19 protein-coding genes are annotated in these 19,755 nt (G+C 75.3%); 6 read left to right on the top strand and 13 right to left on the bottom strand.

Features of this window, described 5'->3' with window-relative positions; genetic code table 11:
• Window positions 1–99: 99 nt before the first annotated feature.
• The 3 genes from pip to VE546_RS26880 form a co-directional block, all read right to left on the bottom strand.
• Complete coding sequence (gene pip / locus VE546_RS26890; RefSeq protein ID WP_324926813.1) at window positions 100–1,074, bottom strand: prolyl aminopeptidase; 975 nt, start codon at window positions 1,072–1,074, stop codon at window positions 100–102.
• A gap of 38 nt (window positions 1,075–1,112) precedes the next feature.
• Window positions 1,113–2,762 (bottom strand): DNA repair helicase XPB, encoded by a 1,650-nt coding sequence (locus tag VE546_RS26885; protein ID WP_324926811.1) that lies wholly within the window; start codon window positions 2,760–2,762, stop codon window positions 1,113–1,115.
• Window positions 2,763–2,889: 127 nt separating this feature from the next.
• Window positions 2,890–5,412: a helicase-associated domain-containing protein gene (locus VE546_RS26880; RefSeq protein ID WP_324926809.1), complete on the bottom strand. Its 2,523-nt coding sequence runs from the start codon at window positions 5,410–5,412 to the stop codon at window positions 2,890–2,892.
• Between the two features lie 115 nt (window positions 5,413–5,527).
• On the opposite strand from VE546_RS26880, the gene VE546_RS26875 reads away from it, so the two are divergent.
• Window positions 5,528–6,517, top strand: a complete 990-nt coding sequence (locus tag VE546_RS26875; protein WP_324926807.1) for a hypothetical protein — start codon at window positions 5,528–5,530, stop codon at window positions 6,515–6,517.
• Window positions 6,518–6,563: 46 nt separating this feature from the next.
• Here VE546_RS26875 and VE546_RS26870 read toward each other — a convergent pair whose 3' ends face one another.
• Complete coding sequence (locus VE546_RS26870; RefSeq protein ID WP_324926806.1) at window positions 6,564–7,073, bottom strand: MarR family winged helix-turn-helix transcriptional regulator; 510 nt, start codon at window positions 7,071–7,073, stop codon at window positions 6,564–6,566.
• Window positions 7,074–7,217: 144 nt separating this feature from the next.
• Between VE546_RS26870 and VE546_RS26865 the strand changes: the two genes are divergently transcribed.
• Window positions 7,218–8,426, top strand: a complete 1,209-nt coding sequence (locus VE546_RS26865) for an FAD-dependent monooxygenase (RefSeq protein WP_324926804.1) — start codon at window positions 7,218–7,220, stop codon at window positions 8,424–8,426.
• An 80-nt stretch (window positions 8,427–8,506) separates the two neighbouring features.
• On the opposite strand, the gene VE546_RS26860 is transcribed toward VE546_RS26865, so the two are convergent.
• Genes VE546_RS26860 through VE546_RS26845 form a run of 4 tightly spaced genes read right to left on the bottom strand, consistent with a single transcriptional unit; the run spans window position 8,507 to window position 12,496 of the window.
• Window positions 8,507–9,499 carry an iron-siderophore ABC transporter substrate-binding protein gene (locus VE546_RS26860; RefSeq protein WP_324926803.1) on the bottom strand — a complete coding sequence of 331 codons (993 nt, stop codon included), beginning with the start codon at window positions 9,497–9,499 and terminating at the stop codon, window positions 8,507–8,509.
• Entirely contained in the window at window positions 9,496–10,380 is an 885-nt protein-coding gene (locus VE546_RS26855) for an ABC transporter ATP-binding protein (RefSeq protein ID WP_324926801.1), read from the bottom strand. Before VE546_RS26855 ends, VE546_RS26860 begins: the two co-directional genes overlap by 4 nt.
• Window positions 10,377–11,456 (bottom strand): FecCD family ABC transporter permease, encoded by a 1,080-nt coding sequence (locus VE546_RS26850; protein ID WP_324926800.1) that lies wholly within the window; start codon window positions 11,454–11,456, stop codon window positions 10,377–10,379. Before VE546_RS26850 ends, VE546_RS26855 begins: the two co-directional genes overlap by 4 nt.
• Complete coding sequence (locus VE546_RS26845) at window positions 11,453–12,496, bottom strand: iron ABC transporter permease (protein ID WP_324926798.1); 1,044 nt, start codon at window positions 12,494–12,496, stop codon at window positions 11,453–11,455. The genes VE546_RS26850 and VE546_RS26845 overlap by 4 nt, the downstream gene beginning before the upstream one ends.
• A 119-nt stretch (window positions 12,497–12,615) precedes the next feature.
• On the opposite strand from VE546_RS26845, the gene VE546_RS26840 reads away from it, so the two are divergent.
• On the top strand, window positions 12,616–13,233 hold the full coding sequence (locus VE546_RS26840; RefSeq protein WP_324926797.1) for an HAD family hydrolase: 618 nt from the start codon (window positions 12,616–12,618) through the stop codon (window positions 13,231–13,233).
• Between the two features lie 43 nt (window positions 13,234–13,276).
• Here VE546_RS26840 and VE546_RS26835 read toward each other — a convergent pair whose 3' ends face one another.
• Window positions 13,277–13,519: a hypothetical protein gene (locus VE546_RS26835; RefSeq protein WP_324926796.1), complete on the bottom strand. Its 243-nt coding sequence runs from the start codon at window positions 13,517–13,519 to the stop codon at window positions 13,277–13,279.
• Window positions 13,520–13,719: 200 nt separating this feature from the next.
• On the opposite strand from VE546_RS26835, the gene VE546_RS26830 reads away from it, so the two are divergent.
• The gene (locus VE546_RS26830; protein WP_324926794.1) at window positions 13,720–14,103 is read left to right on the top strand and encodes a cold-shock protein; all 384 of its coding nucleotides are present in this window, start codon (window positions 13,720–13,722) and stop codon (window positions 14,101–14,103) included.
• A gap of 72 nt (window positions 14,104–14,175) precedes the next feature.
• Here VE546_RS26830 and VE546_RS26825 read toward each other — a convergent pair whose 3' ends face one another.
• Genes VE546_RS26825 through VE546_RS26810 form a run of 4 tightly spaced genes read right to left on the bottom strand, consistent with a single transcriptional unit; the run spans window position 14,176 to window position 17,855 of the window.
• The gene (locus VE546_RS26825; protein WP_414720602.1) at window positions 14,176–15,087 is read right to left on the bottom strand and encodes a 1,4-dihydroxy-6-naphthoate synthase; all 912 of its coding nucleotides are present in this window, start codon (window positions 15,085–15,087) and stop codon (window positions 14,176–14,178) included.
• Complete coding sequence (locus VE546_RS26820) at window positions 15,084–15,746, bottom strand: futalosine hydrolase (protein WP_324926792.1); 663 nt, start codon at window positions 15,744–15,746, stop codon at window positions 15,084–15,086. The genes VE546_RS26825 and VE546_RS26820 overlap by 4 nt, the downstream gene beginning before the upstream one ends.
• Before the next feature lie 18 nt (window positions 15,747–15,764).
• Entirely contained in the window at window positions 15,765–16,256 is a 492-nt protein-coding gene (locus VE546_RS26815) for a DUF2771 domain-containing protein (RefSeq protein WP_324926790.1), read from the bottom strand.
• Between the two features lie 27 nt (window positions 16,257–16,283).
• Window positions 16,284–17,855, bottom strand: coding sequence for an MFS transporter (locus VE546_RS26810; RefSeq protein WP_414720601.1), 1,572 nt, complete (start codon window positions 17,853–17,855; stop codon window positions 16,284–16,286).
• Between the two features lie 225 nt (window positions 17,856–18,080).
• On the opposite strand from VE546_RS26810, the gene VE546_RS26805 reads away from it, so the two are divergent.
• Both VE546_RS26805 and VE546_RS26800 read left to right on the top strand, forming a co-directional pair.
• Window positions 18,081–19,013, top strand: coding sequence for a DUF3027 domain-containing protein (locus VE546_RS26805; RefSeq protein WP_324926829.1), 933 nt, complete (start codon window positions 18,081–18,083; stop codon window positions 19,011–19,013).
• A 71-nt stretch (window positions 19,014–19,084) separates the two neighbouring features.
• The coding region (locus VE546_RS26800; protein ID WP_324926788.1) for a hypothetical protein at window positions 19,085–19,755 on the top strand (671 nt) is incomplete at its 3' end.

Below are 19,755 nucleotides of genomic sequence, written 5' to 3'. Positions count from 1 at the left end.
TGTGGACCTCCCGGACCGGGGTACCCGCAGCCCCGAACGCGGGTGCACGGAGTGCGGCCCCCGGCGCATGCCGGGGGCCGCACCCCGTTCCGGCGGGCGTCAGCGGCGGGCGAACCGGTCCAGGGCGTCGAGGACGTGGGTGCGCGTGGCGACCCCGCCGAAGTGGCCCTCGCCGCCGACGACGACCAGCTCCGCGTCGGGCCAGGCGCGGGCCAGCTCCCACGCGGTGCCGAGCGGACTGCTCAGGTCGAGCCGGCCGTGCACCAGCACGCCCGGGACGCCCGCCAGCCGTCCGGCGTCGCGCAGCAGCGCACCCTCCTCCAGCCAGGCCCCGTGCGAGAAGTAGTGCGCGCAGAGCCGCACCAGGGCCAGCCGGGCGGCGGAGGGGCGGTCGCCGTACGGGGCGGAGACGACCGTCTCCCCGGAGACCACGGCGTCCTCCCAGGCGCACCAGTCGGCCGCCGCCCTCTCCCGCACCGCGGCGTCGGGGTGCTCCAGCAGGCGCGCGTAGGCCCCGACCAGATCGGTGATGTCGCCGTCGCGCGGTGCGCCGGGGGCCCCGGCGAGGAAGCGTTCCCACTCCCCGGGGAAGAACCGGGCCACGCCCCGGTAGAGCCAGTCGATCTCCGAGCGCCGGGTGGTGGTGACGCCGGACAGCACGATCTCCGACACCCGCTCCGGGTGCCGTTCGGCGTAGGCCAGGATCAGCGTGGAACCCCACGAGCCGCCGTACAGCAGCCAGCGGTCGACGCCCAGGTGCTCCCGCAGCCGCTCCAGGTCGGCGACCAGGTGCCAGGTGGTGTTGTGCCGCAGGCCGGTCGCCGGGTCGCTCGCGTGCGGGGTGCTGCGGCCGCAGCCGCGCTGGTCGAACAGGACGGTCCGGTACCGCTCGGGGTCGAAGAGGCGGCGGGCCACGGTGCCGCACCCGGAACCGGGCCCGCCGTGGACGACGGCGGCGGGCTTGCCGTCCGGACTGCCGCAGACCTCCCAGTGGACGAGGTTGCCGTCGCCGACGTCGAGCATCCCCTCCTCGTACGGCTCGATCGGCGGATACGGCTCGCGCACGCCACCCATGTCCCGTCCCCTCCCCGACGCCGCCCGGACCGGGAAGGCTAGTCCAGCTCGTCCGCCAGCAGCTCCGAGGCGTCCACGATGCGGTAGGCGTATCCCTGTTCGGCCAGGAAGCGCTGGCGGTGGGCCGCGAAGTCCTGGTCGATGGTGTCGCGGGCGACGACCGAGTAGAAGCGGGCCTCGTGGCCGTCCGCCTTCGGGCGCAGGACGCGGCCCAGGCGCTGTGCCTCCTCCTGGCGGGAGCCGAAGGTGCCCGAGACCTGGATGGCGACCGTGGCCTCGGGCAGGTCGATGGAGAAGTTGGCGACCTTGGAGACCACCAGCACCGACAGCTCGCCCGAGCGGAAGGCGTCGAACAGCTTCTCGCGCTGCGCGTTGCTGGTGTCGCCCTTGATCACGGGCGCGCCCAGGTGCTCGCCCAGCTCGTCGAGCTGGTCGATGTACTGGCCGATGACGAGGGTCTGCTCACCGGCGTGGCGGCGCACCAGCGCCTCGGTGACGCGCCGCTTGGAGGCCGTGGTGGAGCAGAAGCGGTACTTCTCGTCCGACTCGGCCGTCGCGTACGCCAGCCGCTCGGACTCGGTGAGGTCCACGCGGACCTCCACGCAGTCGGCCGGGGCGATGTAGCCCTGCGCCTCGATCTCCTTCCAGGGGGCGTCGAAGCGCTTGGGGCCGATGAGGGAGAACACGTCGGACTCGCGGCCGTCCTCCCGCACCAGGGTGGCCGTCAGACCGAGGCGGCGGCGGGCCTGGAGGTCGGCGGTGAACTTGAACACCGGCGCCGGGAGCAGGTGCACCTCGTCGTAGACGATCAGGCCCCAGTCGCGGGAGTCGAACAGCTCCAGGTGCGGGTAGACGCCCTTCCGCTTGGTGGTGAGCACCTGGTACGTGGCGATGGTGACCGGCCGGATCTCCTTCTTCGCACCGCTGTACTCGCCGATCTCGCTCTCCGTCAGCGAGGTGCGCCGCACCAGCTCGTTCTTCCACTGCCGCGCCGAGACGGTGTTGGTGACCAGGATCAGCGTGGTCGACTTCGCCGTGGCCATCGCCCCGGCGCCCACCAGCGTCTTCCCCGCGCCGCAGGGCAGGACGACGACACCGGAGCCGCCGTGCCAGAAGTTCTCCACGGCCTGCTTCTGGTACGGGCGCAGCGCCCAGCCGTCCTCCTCCAGTTCGATGGGGTGCGCCTCGCCGTCCACGTAGCCGGCCAGGTCCTCGGCGGGCCAGCCCAGCTTGAGCAGCGCCTGCTTGATCTGCCCGCGCTCGGAGGGGTGCACGGCGACGGTGTCGGGGTCGATGCGGGCGCCGACCAGCGGCTGGATGCGCTTGGACCGCAGGATCTCCTCCAGCACCGGCCGGTCGGTGCTCTCCAGGACCAGCCCGTGGACGGGGTGCTTGAGCAGCCGCAGCCGGCCGTAGCGGTCCATCGTCTCGGCCACGTCCACCAGCAGCGCGTGCGGCACCGGGTAGCGGGAGTAGGTGACCAGGGCGTCCACGACCTGCTCGGCGTCGTGCCCGGCCGCGCGGGCGTTCCACAGGCCCAGCGGCGTCACCCGGTAGGTGTGGATGTGCTCCGGGGCCCGCTCCAGCTCGGCGAACGGCGCGATGGCGCGGCGGCACGCGTCGGCCTGCTCGTGGTCGACCTCCAACAGGAGGGTCTTGTCGCTCTGGACGATGAGCGGTCCGGTCACGTGGGTCCTCCTGCCTCCGACGGCTGCCCGTACGGCGCACGGGCCGACCGTCCAGTGTGCCCCATCCGTCCGGCGGACGGCCGGTGCGCCCGCGCCGGTGCCGGACGTCCGCGGAGGCCGCCGGGGTTCAGCCGTCGGCGTCCGCCAGTTCCGCCGCGCCCGTGATGCGGTGCAGCGGGTAGGTGCGGACCTCGTCGGCGGTGTGGTCGTACGCCGTGACGAAGCCGCCCTCGACGCGGACGGGCTCGATGACGCGCTGGCTGGCGGCCCCGTCGGCGTTGACGTAGCCGATCCACACCGGCGTCCCCGTGCGGGCCGCCGAGCGCATGACGTCCAGGGTCTCGGCCGTGGCGGTGCGCGGCGGGCGGCCGTCGGGGGCGGCCGGGGCGGGCTGCCGGGGCCGGTGCGGGGCGGTGGCCGCCAGGTCGCCCGCGCGGATGGCGCGGACGGCGGCGGCCAGCAGCGGCCGGTCGGGGCGCGGCGGACCGTCCGGCACCGGTTCGGGGGCGGTGCGCGGCGGGGTGCGCAGGGTGTCGGAGCGGTGGATCACCACATCGCCCTCGGCGGACTCGGCGGCCGGGGCGTACCCCATCGAGCGCAGCCGCTCCAGCAGCGTGCCCGGGTCCGCCTGGGCGGCCAGCACCGTCGGCGCCAGCAGCCGCAGCCCCAGCCCGGCGGCGCGGCGGTCGGCGGCGATCTCGGCCAGCAGCGCGTCGTCGTCGCAGCGCACGTACGACCCGGCCGCGCCCACCCGCAGCCGCCCGTGCCGGCGGGCCACGTCGTCGATCAGGTACGCCAGCGGCTGCGGTACGGGCGTACGGGAGTGGGCGGCCAGGAAGGCGTGCAGGTCGGAGGCGGTGCGGCCCGCGTCGAGGGCGCGGCGTACGGACTGGGGGGTGAAGCGGTAGACGGTCGCGCCGCCCTTGGACTCCACGTCGGCGAGCACGCTCAGCGTCTCGGCCAGGGGCCGCTGGAGCGGGCCGGGCGCCACGGCCGTCAGGTCGGCCTGGAGCAGCACGTGGTCCAGCGGTTCGGGGAGGAGCGGGGCCAGAAGGGACGCGGCCCGCTCCCCGGCCCCGCCCGGCGCGTTCCCGGCGGCGTGCTCCAGGGCGGTCCCCGCGCCGCTCCCCGCTCCGGCGTCCGCGTCCAGCAGGGGGCGTGCGTACGAGGCCAGCGCGCCGCGGCCGGTCACGCCCAGCAGCTCCGCCTCCCGCAGTGTCCACCGCACGATCCGGCCGCGCAGCTCCGCGGGGCCGCGCAGCGGGCACTCCCAGTCCATCCGGGCCACCACCGCGTCGGCCTCCGGGGCCACCGCTCCGGAACTCCCGGAGCCCCCGGAGGCCTCGGAGGTCCCGCCGTCCTCCGCGTGGTCGGCCAGCAGGCGCAGGACGCGGCGGCGCAGCTCGGGCGCGGGGCCGCGGTCCAGGCCCGGGCCGAGCGCGTTCAGCGCCCGGCCCCTGGCGTCGCGCTCGCCGACCAGCCCGGACACCCGGGTGGCCGCCAGCCAGGCGCGGGCCAGCCGTACCCACCGCCGCTCGGGCGGCTGCGCCAGCCACGCGTCGTACGCGGGGGTGGGCGCGTAGCGCTCGTCCGCCTCGCCGTCGGAGGCCAACAGCCCGGCGGCGTATGCCAGTTCGATCCAGAAGGCGGCGACCGGCTCGGGCACGTCCAGCGCGACGGCGGTGCGCTTGAGGTCCCGTACGCCCAGGCCGCCCGCGCGCAGCACGGGCGGGGCGCCGGTCGCCGTGCCCCAGGACGTCAGCAGCTCCTCGACGACCGCGAGCGCGGCCAGCGCCTGGCCCGCCGCGGCGCCGTCCACCACCTGCCGCGGGTGCGTGCGGCCCGGCAGGGCGGGCGGCAGCGGCTCCAGGCGGCGGTGGGCGCGGCCCCCGCGCAGGTGCAGGGCGACCTCGCGGGGCAGGACGACCGTCCGGGGCGCCGCCGGCAGCAGCAGTCCGCGGTCCATCAGCCAGCGGATCGGGGGCGAGGGGTGCTCGGAGACCTCGCCGTAGGGCGGGCCCCAGGTCAGCTTGGCGAGCATCGCCCGCGCCTCCTCGGGCGCCTCCTCCAGCAGGGCCGCCAGCCGTCCGCGGTCGGTGAACAGCCCGGTCAGGGCGGCCAGCGCGCTCACCGGGTCGTGCGTGGTGGGCAGTCCGGCGGCGGTCAGGATCTCCTGGAGGCGGCCGGGCGACGTCCCGGAGGTGGCCTCGGCCAGGGCCGGGCCCAGACCGGTCGGGGAGGGGCGGTTGGCGTTCGGGGTGAGCAGGTCGCGGGCGGTGCGCACCAGGCGCAGCCGGTCGTCGCCGCCCCACACCAGGGCCCGTTCGCGCAACAGCCCCAGGGCGCGCGGCAGTTCGTCCTCGCCGCCGGCCAGCAGGCCGGCCAGCGTCTGGTACGGGCAGGGGTCGGGGGCGACGGCCAGGGCCTCGGCGGTCTGCAGGGCGAACCGGTCGAGCCGCTCCAGCGCCCGCAGCACCGAGGCGCGGGTGCCCGCGCGGGTGGCGAGCTGCGTCAGGTCGCCGGGGACGGGCGAGAGCAGGTCCGGGCGGGCCCGCAGCAGCTCGGCGAGCGCCTCGTCGGAACGGGCGCGCAGCTCGTCGGCGAGCGTGCGGGGGGCTGCCCGGCGGCGTGCTTCGGGCTCGGTCGTCATCCTCCCCACCGTACCGGCACGCCGTGACGATCGGTTTCGCCCGGCGCGGTGCGCGGTACGGTCGTGGGCGTACGGGCGTACGGGTGCCAAAGGCTGACGGCGGCTGGGGTGTTCGGTGGGGATCGAGAGCGAACAGCTCGTCTTCGACTATCTGAGCCGGATCGGTGATCTGGCGCACGGGACGAGCATGACGGCCGCCGAACGGGCACGCCTGGTGGGCCGGGTGCGCACCGACATCGAGCGCCGCCGGGCCGAGGCGGGCGGCGCGCACACCGCGGCCGGGGTGCGGAAGATCCTGGACGCCCTCGGCAGACCGGAGGAGGTCGTCGCCGGGGCGGGCGTGTCCGTCCCGCTGCCCAGGGGGCCGGAGCCGGTCGCGGAGGCCGGACGGCCGGCCTCGCCGACGGCCGCCTCGCCGCCGCACCTGGCGGGCATCGGCGAGCTGGGCCCGGAGGAGAGCGACCCGGACTGGTGGCGCAGGGGCCCCGGGGGCCGCTACGCCGAGGGCGGTCGGGTGCGGGTCGGCGGATTCGTCGGCGGCATCGAGCTGCCGGAGGTGCTCAAGCCGCCGCCGGACGGCGGCGAGGACGACGGGAAGGACACCGGAAAGACCGACGGGAAGGTCGGGGACGGCGAGGGCACCCCGGCGGACGCCGGGGCGGCCGGGACGGAGAAGGTCCCGGCCGCCGCCCCGGCGTCCGCCTCCCGCAGGTGGGCCGCCCGGCTGCGGCGCGTGCGCACGGCGGTGAAGCCGGCGGGCGGTCCGCGCGCGGGCGGCATCGTGGAGCTGCTGGCCGCCGCCCTGCTGGTGTTCGGCGCGGTGCGGGGCTCGCTGGTCCCGCTGGGCCTGGGCTGGCTGATCGCCTACTGGTCGCCCCGGCTGAGCCGCCGGGAGGCCAAGGGGGCGGTGCTGGCCGTGCCCGGCGCGGTCGCGGGCGCCGTGCTGGTGTGGCTGTGGGGTCGTACGGAGGGCCGCTGGGGCGAGCCGCTCGCCGAGGGCGAGCTGGGCGCGGCGATCGGCGAGGCGTGGCCCGCAGCGCTGCGCGCCGCGGCCGTCGCCAGTGCGCTGTACCTGGTGTGGCGCGCGCGGCGGCCGAAGGGGTGAGGGAGCGCGTCGCCGTGACGGGCGGGCCCGGCGCCTCCCCGGTGCCTCACCGGCGGGTCGGCCGGTCGTCCTCGTCGATGGCCGCCAGGTGGGCGGAGAGGTCGTCGACCAGGCGTCCGAGGAGGCGGCCGAGTTCCTTCCGGTCCCGCTCCGGCCAGTCGGCCAGGGCGTCGTCGAACCATCCGAACACGGTCCGCATGTAGCGCTCGCTCGCCGCCGCGCCCTCCGGGGTCGGCTCGACCAGCCGGGCCCGCTGGTCGAGCGGGTCGGTGATCCTGCGGACCAGCCCCTGTCGTTCGAGCCCGTTCACCTGCCGCGTGACGTGCGGCCCCACGACCTGCATCCGTTCCGCGATCTCCCCGACCCGCAGCGGTCGGCCGGCCACGCGCAGCGTGACGAGCACGGACAGGGCGGGCCGGTCCAGCGGGACCCCGGCGGCCTGTACGGCCTGGTCGAACAGGCGGCCGCGGTTCAGCGCGTTGTTGAGCTGGCTCAGGCGGGGGAGCAGCTCCGCCAGGAGCCCTTGCCCGCGGTCGTCCTTGTGCTGGTCGGTCATCGGAACCCCTCTTTGAATACCTAAGTTAGGTATATAGTTGCCGTCGGGCGCCCTCTGCGAGGGGCCCCGCTTGCCCGCGAAAAAGATACCTAAGGTAGGCAGTTTGCGGGCCTCCCGCCTGCCCGGACGACGACGAGGGAACCCATGGGCAACTCACCGAAACAGAAGGTCCTCATCTCCGGCGCCAGCATCGCGGGCCCCGCGCTGGCCCACTGGCTCCACCGGTACGGCTTCGAGGTCACGGTCGTGGAGAAGGCGGACGCGGTCCGTGGCGGCGGCTACCCCATCGACATCCGCGGCACCGCGCTCGAGGTCGTCCGGCGCATGGGCGTGCTCCCGCGGCTCCGGGCCGCCCACATCGACACCCGCGAACTCACCTTCGTCGCGGCCGACGGCAACCCGGTGGGCTCCATCAGGCCCGAGGCCGTCACCGGCGGGGTCGAGGGCCGCGACATCGAGATACCGCGGGGAGCGCTCGCCGAGACCCTCCACGCCGCCGTCCGCGACGACGTCGAATTCCTCTTCGGGGACTCCATCGCCACCCTCCACGACCACGACGGCGGGGTGGACGTGACCTTCCGCGGCGGGGCGCGGCGCACCTTCGACCTGGTCGTCGGCGCCGACGGCATCCACTCGCACACCAGGGGCCTCGTCTTCGGCCCCGAGGAGCGGTACCACCGCTACCTGGGCTACTGCTTCGCCGGCTTCACCCTGCCCAACCACCTCGGGCTCGCGCACGAGGGCGTCACCTGGAACACCCCCGGCAGGGCCGCGGTCCTCTTCGCCGCCGGCGACACCGACCGGCTGCACGGCTTCCTGATCTTCGCCCGCCCCGAACCGCCCTTCGACGCCTTCCGGAACCCCGACGCCCAGCGGGACCTCGTCGCCTCGGTCTTCCCCGAGGACGACTGGGAGATCCCGCGCATGGTCGCCGCCCTGCGCGCCGCCGACGACCTCTTCTTCGACGTCGCCGGCCAGATCCGCATGCCCCGCTGGTCCAAGGGCCGGGTCGCCCTCGTCGGCGACGCCGCCCACGCACCCTCGTTCTTCTCGGGGCAGGGATCGAGCACCGCACTGGTCGGCGCCTACGTGCTCGCCGGCGAACTGGCCTCCCACGGCGCCGACCACCCGGCCGCCTTCGCGGCGTACGAGCGCGGCATACGGGAGTTCGTGGAGCTGAACCAGGCGCTCGCCGACCACGGGGTCCCCAGCCTCGTCCCCCGCACGGCCGAGGAACTCGAGATGCGGAACCGGGCGCTGCTCGACCCCGCCGGCCTGCCCGGCGACAAGGGACGCGCCGCCAACTCGGCGCTCACGCTCCCCGACTACGCGGACCGCGTGCCCGCTCGATGACGGAGCTCGATGACGGAGGCGGTCCGTGCCCGCCGCCGGGCACGGACCGCCTCCGGGGCCGTACGGCCCGGCCGGGAGCGTCAGCCCTCGGCGCCCTCGGCGATGAACTTCTGCATCTCGTCCAGGATCTGCTCGGCCGCGGTGTAGCCGATGCCCTGGATCCAGGTCTCGTCGTCCACGCGGAAGGCCCGGTCGTTCTTCACGGCCTTCATGCCCTTCCACAGCGCGCCGCCGGTGGCCTTCTCCTCGCCGGACTTCGCCGGGTCGCCGTAGGAGGTGTAGAAGACGACGTCCGCGTCGCCCTGGTCCACCTTCTCCGGGCTGACGTCGAGCGAGAAGCCGTCGGGGGCCTTCTTGGCGACGGCCGGGCGGCCGACGCCGATGTCGGCGAGGATGGTGCCGATGTAGTTCTTCTCGCCGTAGATGCGGGTGTCCGCGCCCTCGACGAAGCGGATCACGCTCACCGAGAGCTTCTTGGCCTCCTCGGGGCCGCCGAGGGCCCGGGTGACCTCGCCGACGTGCTCCTCGTACCGGTCGATGATCTTCTGCGCCTCGTTCTTCTTGCCGAGGGCGTCGGCGTGGACCAGGAAGTTCTCCTTCCAGGTGTGGCCGGTGGTCTCGGTGAAGACGGTCGGGGCGATCTTGGACAGCTCGTCGTAGCGGTCCTTGTCGCGGACGTTGCTGCCCAGGATCAGGTCCGGCTTGAGGGCCGCGATCTTCTCCAGGCTCGGCGCCATGATGTTGCCGACGTTCTCGATGCCCTGGACCTTCTCCTTCGGCAGGTACTTCAGGAAGCCGGAGGACACGTCGGAACGGGTGGAGCCGACCGGCTTCACGCCCAGGGTGATGGCCGAGTCCAGCTCGGCGGTGTCGAGCACGACCACGCGCTTGGGGTTGTCGGGGACCTCGACGTCGCCGTTGGCCGTCTTGACGACGTGGGTGCCCTGGTCTGCGGCGCCCTTCTTCGACTCGGAGCCCGAGCCGGAGTCCGAGCCCCCGCAGGCGGACAGCCCGAGGGAGGCGGCCAGCACCACGGCGGTGGCGGCGAGCGTACGGCGGCGGTCGATGGTCATGGTGTTGCCTTTCGCGTACTGGCGGGGACGGGGGTGGAGTGCGTGGGGGGCTGCCACGGTGCCCCCGGGACGACGAGCGGACTGCCCGTCACCGGATCGGGGGCGACCACGGATTCGAGACCGAAGACCTCGCGGACCAGACCGGCGGTGACCACCTCGGCGGGCGGCCCCTGCGCGACGATCCGGCCCTCGCGCATGGCGACGAGGTGGTCGGCGTAGCGGGCGGCCTGGTTCAGGTCGTGGAGGACCATGACGACCGTGCGGCCCCGCTCGTGGTTGAGCTGCCGCACCAGGTCGAGGACCTCCACCTGGTGGGCGATGTCGAGGTACGTCGTCGGCTCGTCGAGCAGCAGCAGCTCGGTGTCCTGGGCGAGCGCCATCGCGATCCACACGCGCTGCCGCTGCCCGCCGGAGAGCTCGTCCACGGCGCGGGCGGCCAGGTCGGTCACGTCGGTGCGCGCCATGGCGTCGGCGACGGCCCGCTCGTCGGCCTCCGACCACTGCTGCCACCAGCGCTGGTGCGGCTGGCGGCCCCGGGCGACCAGGTCCGCGACGGTGATCGCCTCCGGCGCCACCGGGGTCTGGGGCAGCAGGCCGAGGGACTGGGCGATCCTGCGGGTGGGGATGCGGGCCAGCTCCTGGCCGTCCAGCAGCACCGAACCGCGGCGCGGCTTCAGCAGCCGTCCCAGCGCCCGCAGGGTGGTGGACTTGCCGCAGGCGTTGGGGCCGACGATGACGGTGACCCGCCCGTCCGGGATGTCCAGGTCGAGGCCGTCGACGACGGTGCGGTCCTCGTAGGCGAGGGTGAGGTCGCGGGCCGACAGCCGGCCGGTGCCGTGCGCGGGGGCGGCGGGGCCGGTGGGCCTGTCGGGGGTCGTCATGCCTTGCCTCCGGTGCGGCTACGGATGATCAGCCAGATGAGGTACGGCGCCCCGATCGCCGCGGTCAGCACGCCGACCGGCAGCTCGACGGGGGCGAACATCCGGCGGGCGAGGAGATCGCCGAGGGTCACCACGAAGGCGCCCGTCAGCGCCGTGGCGAGCAGCGGGATCTGCGCGGTCCGGGTCAGCCGGCGGGCGATCTGCGGGGAGAGCAGCGCCACGAAGTCCACGGGCCCGGCGGCGCCGGTGGCCACCGAGGCCAGGACGACGCCGGTGACGGTCAGCCCCAGGCGGACGCGGTTCAGGCGGACGCCGAGCGCGGTGGCGGTGTCGTCGTCCAGCGACACCGCGCGCTGGGCGCGGGCGCACCACACGACGGCGGGCAGCAGGGCCAGCAGCGCCCAGCCGAGCGGTCCGGCCTGCTCCCAGCCGCGGCCGTTGAGCGAACCGGTCATCCACACCTGGGCCTGCTGGGCCAGCAGGAAGTCGCCCTTGGTCATGAAGAGCTGGGTGACCGAGCGCAGCGCGATCGAGAAGCCCAGGCCGATGAGGACGAAGCGCGCCGCCTGGATGCCGCGCCGCCAGGCGAAGACGTAGATGAGCACGGCGGCGAGCATGCCGCCCGCGACGGAGAGGTAGGGCAGCAGGGCGTGGGAGGTGAGGCCGAAGGTCATCGCGCCGACGGTCACGGCGGTGGCGCCGTGCGTGACGCCGATGATCTCCGGGCTGGCCAGGGGGTTGCGGGCGACGGCCTGGATCAGCCCGCCCGCGACCCCGAGCGCGGCGCCGACCAGCACCCCGACGACCAGGCGCGGCAGCCGCAGCGTCCCGACGACCAGCTCGTCGGGCGACGGCTGCCCCAGCAGCACCTTCACCACCTCGGCGGGCGCCACGGCGGACTCGCCGAGACAGAGCGCGGCGACGACGGCCGCGGCGAGCGCGGCGGCGAGCGCGGCGGTGACCACCAGGGAACGGCGGTGGACGAGGAACGAGGCGCGCCCGCGGCGCAGCAGGGCGTGCCCGGTGGGTCTGGCGGCGGGGGCGGCCGCCTGGGGGGCGGTGCCGGTCGCGGTCACGAGCCCACCGCCTTCCCGCGGACGAGGGCCACCAGGAACGGCACGCCGATCAGCGCCGTCATCACGCCCGCCGGGACCTCGCCGGGCGGCACCACGACGCGGCCGATCACGTCCGAGACCAGCAGCACCACCGGGCCCAGCAGCGCGGTCATGGGCAGCAGCCAGCGGTGGTCGCCGCCCACCAGGGCGCGGGCCAGATGGGGGACGGCCAGGCCGACGAAGGCGATGGGCCCGGCCGCGGCGACGCCCGCGCCGGTGAGGACGGTGGCGCCGATGCCGCCGGTGATCCGTACGGCCGCCACGTTCTGGCCCAGGCCCCGGGCCACGTCGTCGCCCAGCGCCAGGGCGTCCAGGCCGCGCGCCACCGCCAGCACCAGGAGCGCGCCCGCCAGCAGGAACGGCCAGACCTGGCCGATCACCTCCGCGTCGCGCCCGGCGACCGAGCCGACCTGCCAGAAGCGGAACTCGTCCAGGGTGGCGGCCCTCGTGGTCAGCACGCCCGCCACCACCGAGTACAGCAGGGCGTTGACGGCGGCGCCGGCCAGCGCCAGCTTCACCGGGGTCGCTCCGTCGCGGCCGCGGGCGGCGATGACGTAGACGGCGACGCCCGCGGCGCCCGCGCCGGCGAAGGCGAACCAGACGTAGCCGCTGAGCGTGTGCACCCCGGCGAAGGCGATGGCCAGCACCACGCCCAGTGCGGCGCCCTGGCTGACGCCGAGGATGCCGGGCTCGGCGATCGGGTTGCGGGTGAGGCCCTGCATCACGCACCCGGCCATCCCGAGCGCGGCGCCGACCAGCAGCCCCAGGAGGGTGCGCGGCACGCGCAGGGTCCGTACGACCTGGGCCGCGGCGCCGTCGCCGCCGTGCACCAGGGCGTCGTACACCGCCGAGGGCGCCAGGCCGCGGCTGCCGACCGCCAGGCTCAGCACCGCGGTGACCGCGACGAGCACCGCGGTCGCCGCCACCCAGGCCGGTCGGCGGATCCCCCGCACGCGGCGCGGACTGCCGCCGCGCACGGCGAGCGGTGGAGCGACTGGCATCTGGACCTCTGTACCTGGGACGCGTACGGGAACACGGGCGAGGGGCGGCTGGTAAGGCTACCCTCACCTAGGTTAGGCGGACCTAACTATACGGGCTGCGGGGCGGCACAATAAGGGACATGACTACACGTGCGGTGACGGTCGGCTTCGACCTGGACATGACGCTGATCGACTCCCGCCCCGGGATCAGAGCCACCTATCTGGCCCTCGCCGCCGAGACCGGGACGTACATCGACGCCGACCTCGCCGTCACCCGCCTGGGGCCGCCGCTGGAAGTGGAGCTGGCGCACTGGTTCCCCGAGGAGGCGCTCGCCGAGGTCGGCGCGCGCTACCGCGAGCTGTACGTGGAGCACGCCATAGCGCCCACCCGCGCCCTGCCCGGCGCCCGGGAGGCGGTGGACGCGGTGCGGCGGACGGGCGGCACGGCGATCGTGGTCACCGCCAAGCACGAACCCAACGCCAAGCTCCACCTGGAGCACCTGGGCATCACGCCGGACGCGGTGATCGGCTGGCTGTGGGCGGAGGCCAAGGCGGAGGCGCTGGTCGAGCACGGGGCGGAGGTCTACGTCGGCGACCACCTCGGCGACGTGCGCGGCGCGCGGGCGGCCGGCGCGCTGTCGGTCGCCGTGCCGACGGGCCCGTGCGGCGCGGAGGAGCTGCGGGCCGCGGGGGCCGACGTGGTGCTGGAGGACCTGACGGCCTTCCCCGCCTGGCTGGCGTCGTACGCGGCGGGCTGAGCGGCCGGCGTCCGAGAAGCAGCCGCCGCGCCCGCCGCGGCGGCTACTTCCCGGACGCCGAGCGCGCCCGGCGCCGCTGCTCCGCGATCGACCGCAGCACCCCGGCCCCGGCGATGGCGAAGCCGACGCCCATCAGCATGCTGACGAGGTACGCGGCCGTGGGCAGCGGGTCGGAGCCGAGGAACAGGGGCGTGATGGTCGCGAGCGTGGCCACCGCGCCGACGACGAAGACGGCGGCACCGATGCGGACGAGCAGATCTCCCGCGCGGGACGTTTCACTGGTCACCGGGACAGGGTAAGTCGGTGGACAGGTGTGCGCGGGACACGGGGGCGCCGGACCCGGGGCATCTTGTCACCGGGGCGCGGACCATTAATCTTGTTGCAGGCGGGTCATGCGGCCCGCTGAAGTCTTATTCAGAGCCTTTGCTTTTTCAAAGTGAAGTCGTAGCCCGGTCATCCGGACGAGTACGAGGACAGAGGACAGACGTGCCTACCGGCAAGGTCAAATGGTTCAACAGTGAGAAGGGTTTCGGCTTCCTCTCCCGTGACGACGGCGGTGACGTCTTCGTGCACTCGTCGGTGCTCCCGGACGGGGTCACCACGCTGCGGCCCGGCCAGCGCGTCGAGTTCGGCGTCGTCGCGGGGCAGCGCGGTGACCAGGCACTCTCCCTCACCCTGCTGGAGCCCACCCCCTCCGTGGCGGCGGCCCAGCGGCGCAAGCCGGACGAGCTGGCGTCGATCGTGCAGGACCTCACCACCCTGCTGGACGGGGTCTCGCAGCAACTGGAGCGCGGTCGCTACCCCGACCGCCAGCAGGGGCACAAGATCGCGGGCATGCTCCGCGCGGTGGCCGACCAGCTCGACGTCTGACGCCGTCCGCCCGGTCCGCTCCCGGACTCTCCCCGGGTCCCCTCCGGGGTCTCCGGGCTTCTCACGCGGGATTCACACGGGATCCAGCGCGCCCTGGCCGAGGGGCGGGACGAGTCCCTCGGCCGCGGCGCGCGTGAGCAGCGCGCGCACCGCCGCGTAACCGCTCTCGCCGAGGTCGGCGGTGAACTCGTTCACGTACAGCCCGATGTGCCGGTCCGCGACCTCCGGGTCCATCTCCTGGGCGTGCTCCAGGACGTAGGGCCGCGACGCCTCCGGGTCCTCCCAGGCCATCCGCACCGAGGCGCGGGCCGCCTCGGCGAGCGCGCGCAGCGTCGGCGCGCCCAGCGAGCGGCGGGCGATGATCGCGCCCAGCGGGATCGGCAGCCCGGTGGCGGCCTCCCAGTGCTCGCCCATGTCGGCCAGGCGGTGCAGCCCGTAGCGCGGGTAGGTGAAGCGCGCCTCGTGGATCACCAGCCCGGCGTCCACCCGGCCGTCGCGCACGGCGGGCATGATCTCGTGGAAGGGCAGCACGGTGATCCGGCCCACCCCGCCCGGCACCTCCTCGGCCGCCCAGAGCCGGAACAGCAGGTACGCCGTCGAGCGCTCGCCCGGCACCGCGACCGTGGCGCCGCTCAGGTCCGCTCCCGTCCCGGGCTCACGGGTGAGCACCAGCGGCCCGCAGCCGCGCCCGAGCGCGCCCCCGCACGGCAGCAGCGCGTACTCGTCGAGCACCCACGGCAGGACGGCGTAGGAGACCTTGAGCACGTCCAGCTCGCCGCGCTCGGCCATGCCGTTGGTGACGTCGATGTCCGCGAACGTCACGTCCAGCGGCGGGGCGCCCGGCACCAGGCCGTGCGCCCAGGCGTGGAAGACGAAGGTGTCGTTGGGGCACGGGGAGTACGCGATCCGCAGCGGCTCCTCCCGGCCGGCCCCTCCCGCCGGCTTCCGCCCGGGCTCCGGTGCGAACGCGGCCTGGGTGGTCACGGTCCCTCCAACCAACCGTCGAGTACGGGCACGATCCTGCCGAAGGCCGCGGTCAGGGCGTCCAGGGCCTCCGCCATCCGCCAGGCGCCGCGGTCGCGCGGCCCCACCGTGTTGGAGACCGTGCGCACCTCCAGCACGGGGACGCCGCAGGCCGCCGCGGCCTCCGCGACCCCGAAGCCCTCCATCGCCTCCACCAGCGCCCCCGGATGGCGCCGCGCCAGCAGCGCGGCGCGCTCGGCGGTGCCGGTGGCCGTGGAGACGGTCAGCACCGGCCCGTACGCCGCGCCGGCCGCCTCCGCGACGGCCCGCGCCAGCGCCTCGGGCGGCCGGTGGACGGTCGTGCCGAAGCCCAGGTCGGCGACGGAGGTGAAGGGCTCGGGCCCGCCGGGCGTCTCGGCGCCCAGGTCCGCGGCGACGATCTCGGAGGCGACGGCCACCGAGCCGACCGGCGCCAGCGGCGGGAAGCCGCCGCCGATCCCCGCCGAGACCACCAGCTCGTACGGGCGGCCGTGCGACCCCCGCAGCAGCGCCACGGCCGTGCGGGCCGCCGCGGCGGCGGGTCCGGCGCCCACGGCGAGCACGTCGATGCCGGCCGGGGCGCACGCGGCGGCCACCGCGTCACGCTCGGTGACGACGGCTGTGACGACCAGGGTGCGCATGGCGTCGCCGGACGGAGGTCAGTCGGTCTCGCGTTCGAGCTCGATGGTCCACACGCCGCGGTACTGCTCGCCGTCGTACTCGACGAGACCGAGCCGCACCGACTTCGCCGAGCCGCCTCCGGCCCGGGAGAACAGGCCGTCGCTGGAGAAGCTGCGGTAGGTCTTCTTGATCGGCTCGGACACGGCGGGCTGCTCGCCCAGGAACAGCACCCAGCCCTTCTCGGCGATCTCGGGATCCACGCCGATGCGCAGCATGTCGCCCTCGCCGACGGTGATGGAGGTGCTGCCCTCCTTCTGGATGCAGGAGAGCACCTCCTTCTGCGAGAGGGCCTTGCCGTCCTCGTAGCAGGCCGCTTCCGTGGAGACCGTGTCGGAGCCGACGGTCACGGTCGCTCGGGGGGTCGGCTTCTCGCAGGCGGAGAGGGCGACGAGCCCGAGAGTGGCCGCGCCGATGGCTACGGCAGTGCGGACGGTGCGCCTGCCCTTGCCCCGGGAGATCGTGTGGGTCATAACCCGCAGGCTACCCGGCGATTCCCGTCAGGCGACGCGCGGGTGGGGCGTCCCGTGCCGGGCGGCGGACAGCAGCGGCCGGACGGTCACGAACGCGCCCGCCGCGACGATCACCCCGGCCACCCCCATGCCGACCGGCCCGATCAGCGGCAGCGCGATGCCGATGCCGCCGCCGACCACCCACGACATCTGCATCAGCGTCTCGGAGCGGGCGAAGGCCGAGGTGCGCACCAGTTCCGGCACGTCCCGCTGGATCAGCGCGTCCAGGGAGAGCTTGCCCAGCGCCAGCGCGATCCCGGCGGTGGCCGCGACGACGGGCACGGTGACCGTGCCGTACAGCACCGCCGCCACGACGGTCGCGGTCAGCGCCATCGCCAGCACGGACGCGATGATCAACTCCGGTCCGCGGTCGCGCAGCCAGGCGCCCAGCGCCGTGCCCAGCGCGTTCCCGCCGCCGGCGGCGACGGCGACGACGCCGAGCGAGACCACCGGGTCCAGCCCGCTCAGGGGGTGCTCGCGCAGCATGAAGGCGAGGAAGAAGGTGAGGAAGCCGGAGAGGGCGCGCAGGGCGGAGTTGGCGATCAGCGCGTTGAGCACGGACGCGCCGACCGTCCGCAGCCCCGGCCGCCGCGGCTTCCCGCCGCCGCCCGCCTTCGCGCCCCCGCCGTCCGGGACGGTCGCGGTCGCCCCCGCCGTCCCGCCGTCCCCGGCGCCCGCGGTCCTGCCCCGGCTCGCGGCGGTGCGGGCCTCACCACCGTCGGCGCCGCCGTCCGTGCCCCCGTCCGCACTGCCGTCCGCGCCGTCCCGGCCGGTCCCGGACGCGTCGCCGACGGCCGCCTCGTACGCCGACAGCAGCGCCTTCCGCTCGCCCTTGGCGGAGTCCACCTTGTGGGGGAGCGAGAAGGACAGGAACGTCCCGAGGACGAAGACGACGAAGGCCCCGTACAGCGGCCAGGACGGCCCGAGCAGGTGCAGCGCGGCCCCGGCCGGCGCCGCCGCGCCGGTGGCCAGCAGCCCGGCGAGCGTCACCCGTGAGTTCGCCTTGACCAGCGAGATCTGATGGGGCAGCAGCCGGGGCACGACGGCGGATCTGACCACGCCGTACGCCTTGGAGGCCACCAGCACCCCCAGCGCCGCCGGATACAGCTCCAGGCTGCCGGTGGCCACCGCCCCCGCCATGCTCAGCGCGAGCAGCGCGCGGGCCAGCATCGCCCCGGCCATCGCGGCGCGGCGGCCGTGCGGGACGCGGTCCAGCAGCGGCCCGATGACCGGCGCCAGCAGCGCGAAGGGGGCCAGGGTGACGGCGAGGTAGAGCGCCACGCGCCCGCGCGCCTCGCCCGTGGGGACGGAGAAGAAGATGGTGGACGCCAGGGCGGTGGTGATCAGCATGTCGCCCGCGGAGTTCACCGCGTGCAGCTCGATGAGCTTGCCCAGTCCGGACTCCCCGGCGCCCTGGGCGTGCGTGGCCCGCCGGATGCGTCTTCCCAGCGCGCGGGGAGGCGTGTGTACGGCGCGGGCGATCGCCCGCGCCGTCCGGCGGAATCGCCCCTCGCCGTGCCGGGGCGTCCTGGAGGTTGCCACGTCGTCAGTGTGCCCCACCGGCCGCTCCCTAGCCCGGCGCCTTTCGGTTGAAGGTGCGACGGACAGGGGTGGACGCCAGTGGGGTAGCGTGGAGGGATAGTGCGCTCCGCCCGGCGGGATCGTGTGGGTCCGGACGTCGCAGCGGTCCCTCGGTCCGCTCCGTCCGCACCCGCCTGACCTGGGCGTACGGGAGGCGCGCTCGCGAAACGGCGTAGGAGAGAATCGATTCTTGTGAGTGCTGCGATGCGAGGCCGTACCCCTGATCGCCTGTGCGCCGAGGCGGTTGACCTGGCTCGGGAAGCGGCCGAGGAGGCCGCATTCCCGGGACGGATCGGCGACCATCTGGGTGCCGTCGCCGATGGGGACCGCGTCGTCACGCACTTCTTCGAGTGCCTGGAGCCGGGCTACCGCGGCTGGCGGTGGGCCGTCACGGTCGCGCGGGCCTCGCGGGCGCGGACGGTGACGCTGGACGAGACGGTGCTGCTGCCCGGCCCGGACGCCCTGCTCGCCCCCGAGTGGGTGCCCTGGAGCGAACGCCTCCGCCCGGGCGACCTGGGCCCCGGCGACCTGCTGCCCACCGAGGCGGACGACCTGCGCCTGGAGCCCGGCTACACCGGCGCGGACGCCCCGCCGCCCGACTCCGTCCTCTCCCCGGAGGCCGAGGCGGAGGCTGAGGCGGGCGGCGGCAGCCCCGCGGAGACCGAGGACGCCGACGTCTCCACCAGCGAGCCCGGGCGCCTCCCGGGCGTCCCGGCGCGCGGCAGCATCGCCGCGGTCGCCGAGGAGATCGGCATGGGCCGCCCCCGGGTCCTGTCGCGCCACGGCCTGCACGCCGCCGCCGACCGCTGGGAGGAGGCGTTCGGCCCCCGGACGCCCATGGCCCAGGCGGCTCCCGCGACATGTGCGAGCTGCGGCTTCCTGGTCCCGATGGCGGGCTCGCTGCGGCAGGCGTTCGGGGTGTGCGCCAACGAGTTCTCCCCGGCGGACGGCCGCGTGGTCTCCCTCGCCTACGGCTGCGGCGCCCACTCGGAGGCGGCCGTCATGCCCAAGCCGCCCCGCCCGGCCCCGCCGGTGGTGGACGAGACCCGGGTGGACGAGCTGCCCCTGGACGGCGGCGCGGACGGCGACACGGCCGGTGTCGGCAGCGCCGGCGGCGCGGACGGCGCGGAGGCGTAGATCCCCAGGGCCCCGGCTCCCCGTCGGGCGGTACCGGCTGACCGCTGGTCCGGCCCGCCGGCCAGGGAGGTTTGACGGGGCGCGGGGCGCCGGATGCGGACTCCGCACCGAGCCGGAGCGAGGTCCTGTACCTGGCCAACCGCGCCCACAGCCTGCTCGACCGGTTGCTGGAACGGGCGGAGGGGCTGCGTTCCGCCGTCCCGGGAGCGGACCCGCACCGGGAGGCGGCCGAGGCCGCCGACCTGCTCGTCCGGTGCCGCACGCTGCACGAGGACGTCCTGCGAAGGCTCCTGGAACTGCTGCCGCCCGGCGATCCGAACGGCAGCCCCCTGCGGGTCGCCCGGCTGGCCTGCCGTCAGCACCTGATCCGCGACGACCCGGCCCGGATGGCCGGCGACGGGCCCGCCCGGTGGTGCGCGGAGGCGGAGCGGCTGCGGGCGGAGCTGGACCCCTCCGACCCCTTCGTTTCCGTGCTGATGCTCTACCAGGGCGAGCTGGCGCTGAAGCGCTGCGTCGAATACGGCGGCTTCGGCGGCGATCCGCGGGCCGAACTGCGCGCTGCCCTCGGCCTGCTGCGGGAGGTGTCGCGGCGGGCGGACGCGGGGATAGACCCGGAGTTCACGGCCGCCGCCGGCGGCCTGTACTCCCAGGGGCTCCTCCAGGGCGTGGTGTCCGGCGTACTGGGGCCGGAGGCGTTCGGCGACGCCGTCAGGGCCGCGGACGACGCCCTGCGGCGGCTCGA

Source organism: Streptomyces sp., from assembly GCF_035644915.1.
GTDB lineage: Bacteria > Actinomycetota > Actinomycetes > Streptomycetales > Streptomycetaceae > Streptomyces.
Note: the sequence above shows the minus strand (reverse complement) of the source record. Positions and strands in the feature narration are given on the sequence as shown.

Coding starts and splice junctions, on each gene's coding strand:
- pip (WP_324926813.1), bottom strand. CDS start 1,074: ATGGGTGGCGTGCGCGAGCCGTATCCGCCGATCGAGCCGTACGAGGAG.
- VE546_RS26880 (WP_324926809.1), bottom strand. CDS start 5,412: ATGACGACCGAGCCCGAAGCACGCCGCCGGGCAGCCCCCCGCACGCTC.
- VE546_RS26870 (WP_324926806.1), bottom strand. CDS start 7,073: ATGACCGACCAGCACAAGGACGACCGCGGGCAAGGGCTCCTGGCGGAG.
- VE546_RS26865 (WP_324926804.1), top strand. CDS start 7,218: ATGGGCAACTCACCGAAACAGAAGGTCCTCATCTCCGGCGCCAGCATC.
- VE546_RS26860 (WP_324926803.1), bottom strand. CDS start 9,499: ATGACCATCGACCGCCGCCGTACGCTCGCCGCCACCGCCGTGGTGCTG.
- VE546_RS26855 (WP_324926801.1), bottom strand. CDS start 10,380: ATGACGACCCCCGACAGGCCCACCGGCCCCGCCGCCCCCGCGCACGGC.
- VE546_RS26845 (WP_324926798.1), bottom strand. CDS start 12,496: ATGCCAGTCGCTCCACCGCTCGCCGTGCGCGGCGGCAGTCCGCGCCGC.
- VE546_RS26840 (WP_324926797.1), top strand. CDS start 12,616: ATGACTACACGTGCGGTGACGGTCGGCTTCGACCTGGACATGACGCTG.
- VE546_RS26820 (WP_324926792.1), bottom strand. CDS start 15,746: ATGCGCACCCTGGTCGTCACAGCCGTCGTCACCGAGCGTGACGCGGTG.
- VE546_RS26815 (WP_324926790.1), bottom strand. CDS start 16,256: ATGACCCACACGATCTCCCGGGGCAAGGGCAGGCGCACCGTCCGCACT.
- VE546_RS26805 (WP_324926829.1), top strand. CDS start 18,081: ATGCGAGGCCGTACCCCTGATCGCCTGTGCGCCGAGGCGGTTGACCTG.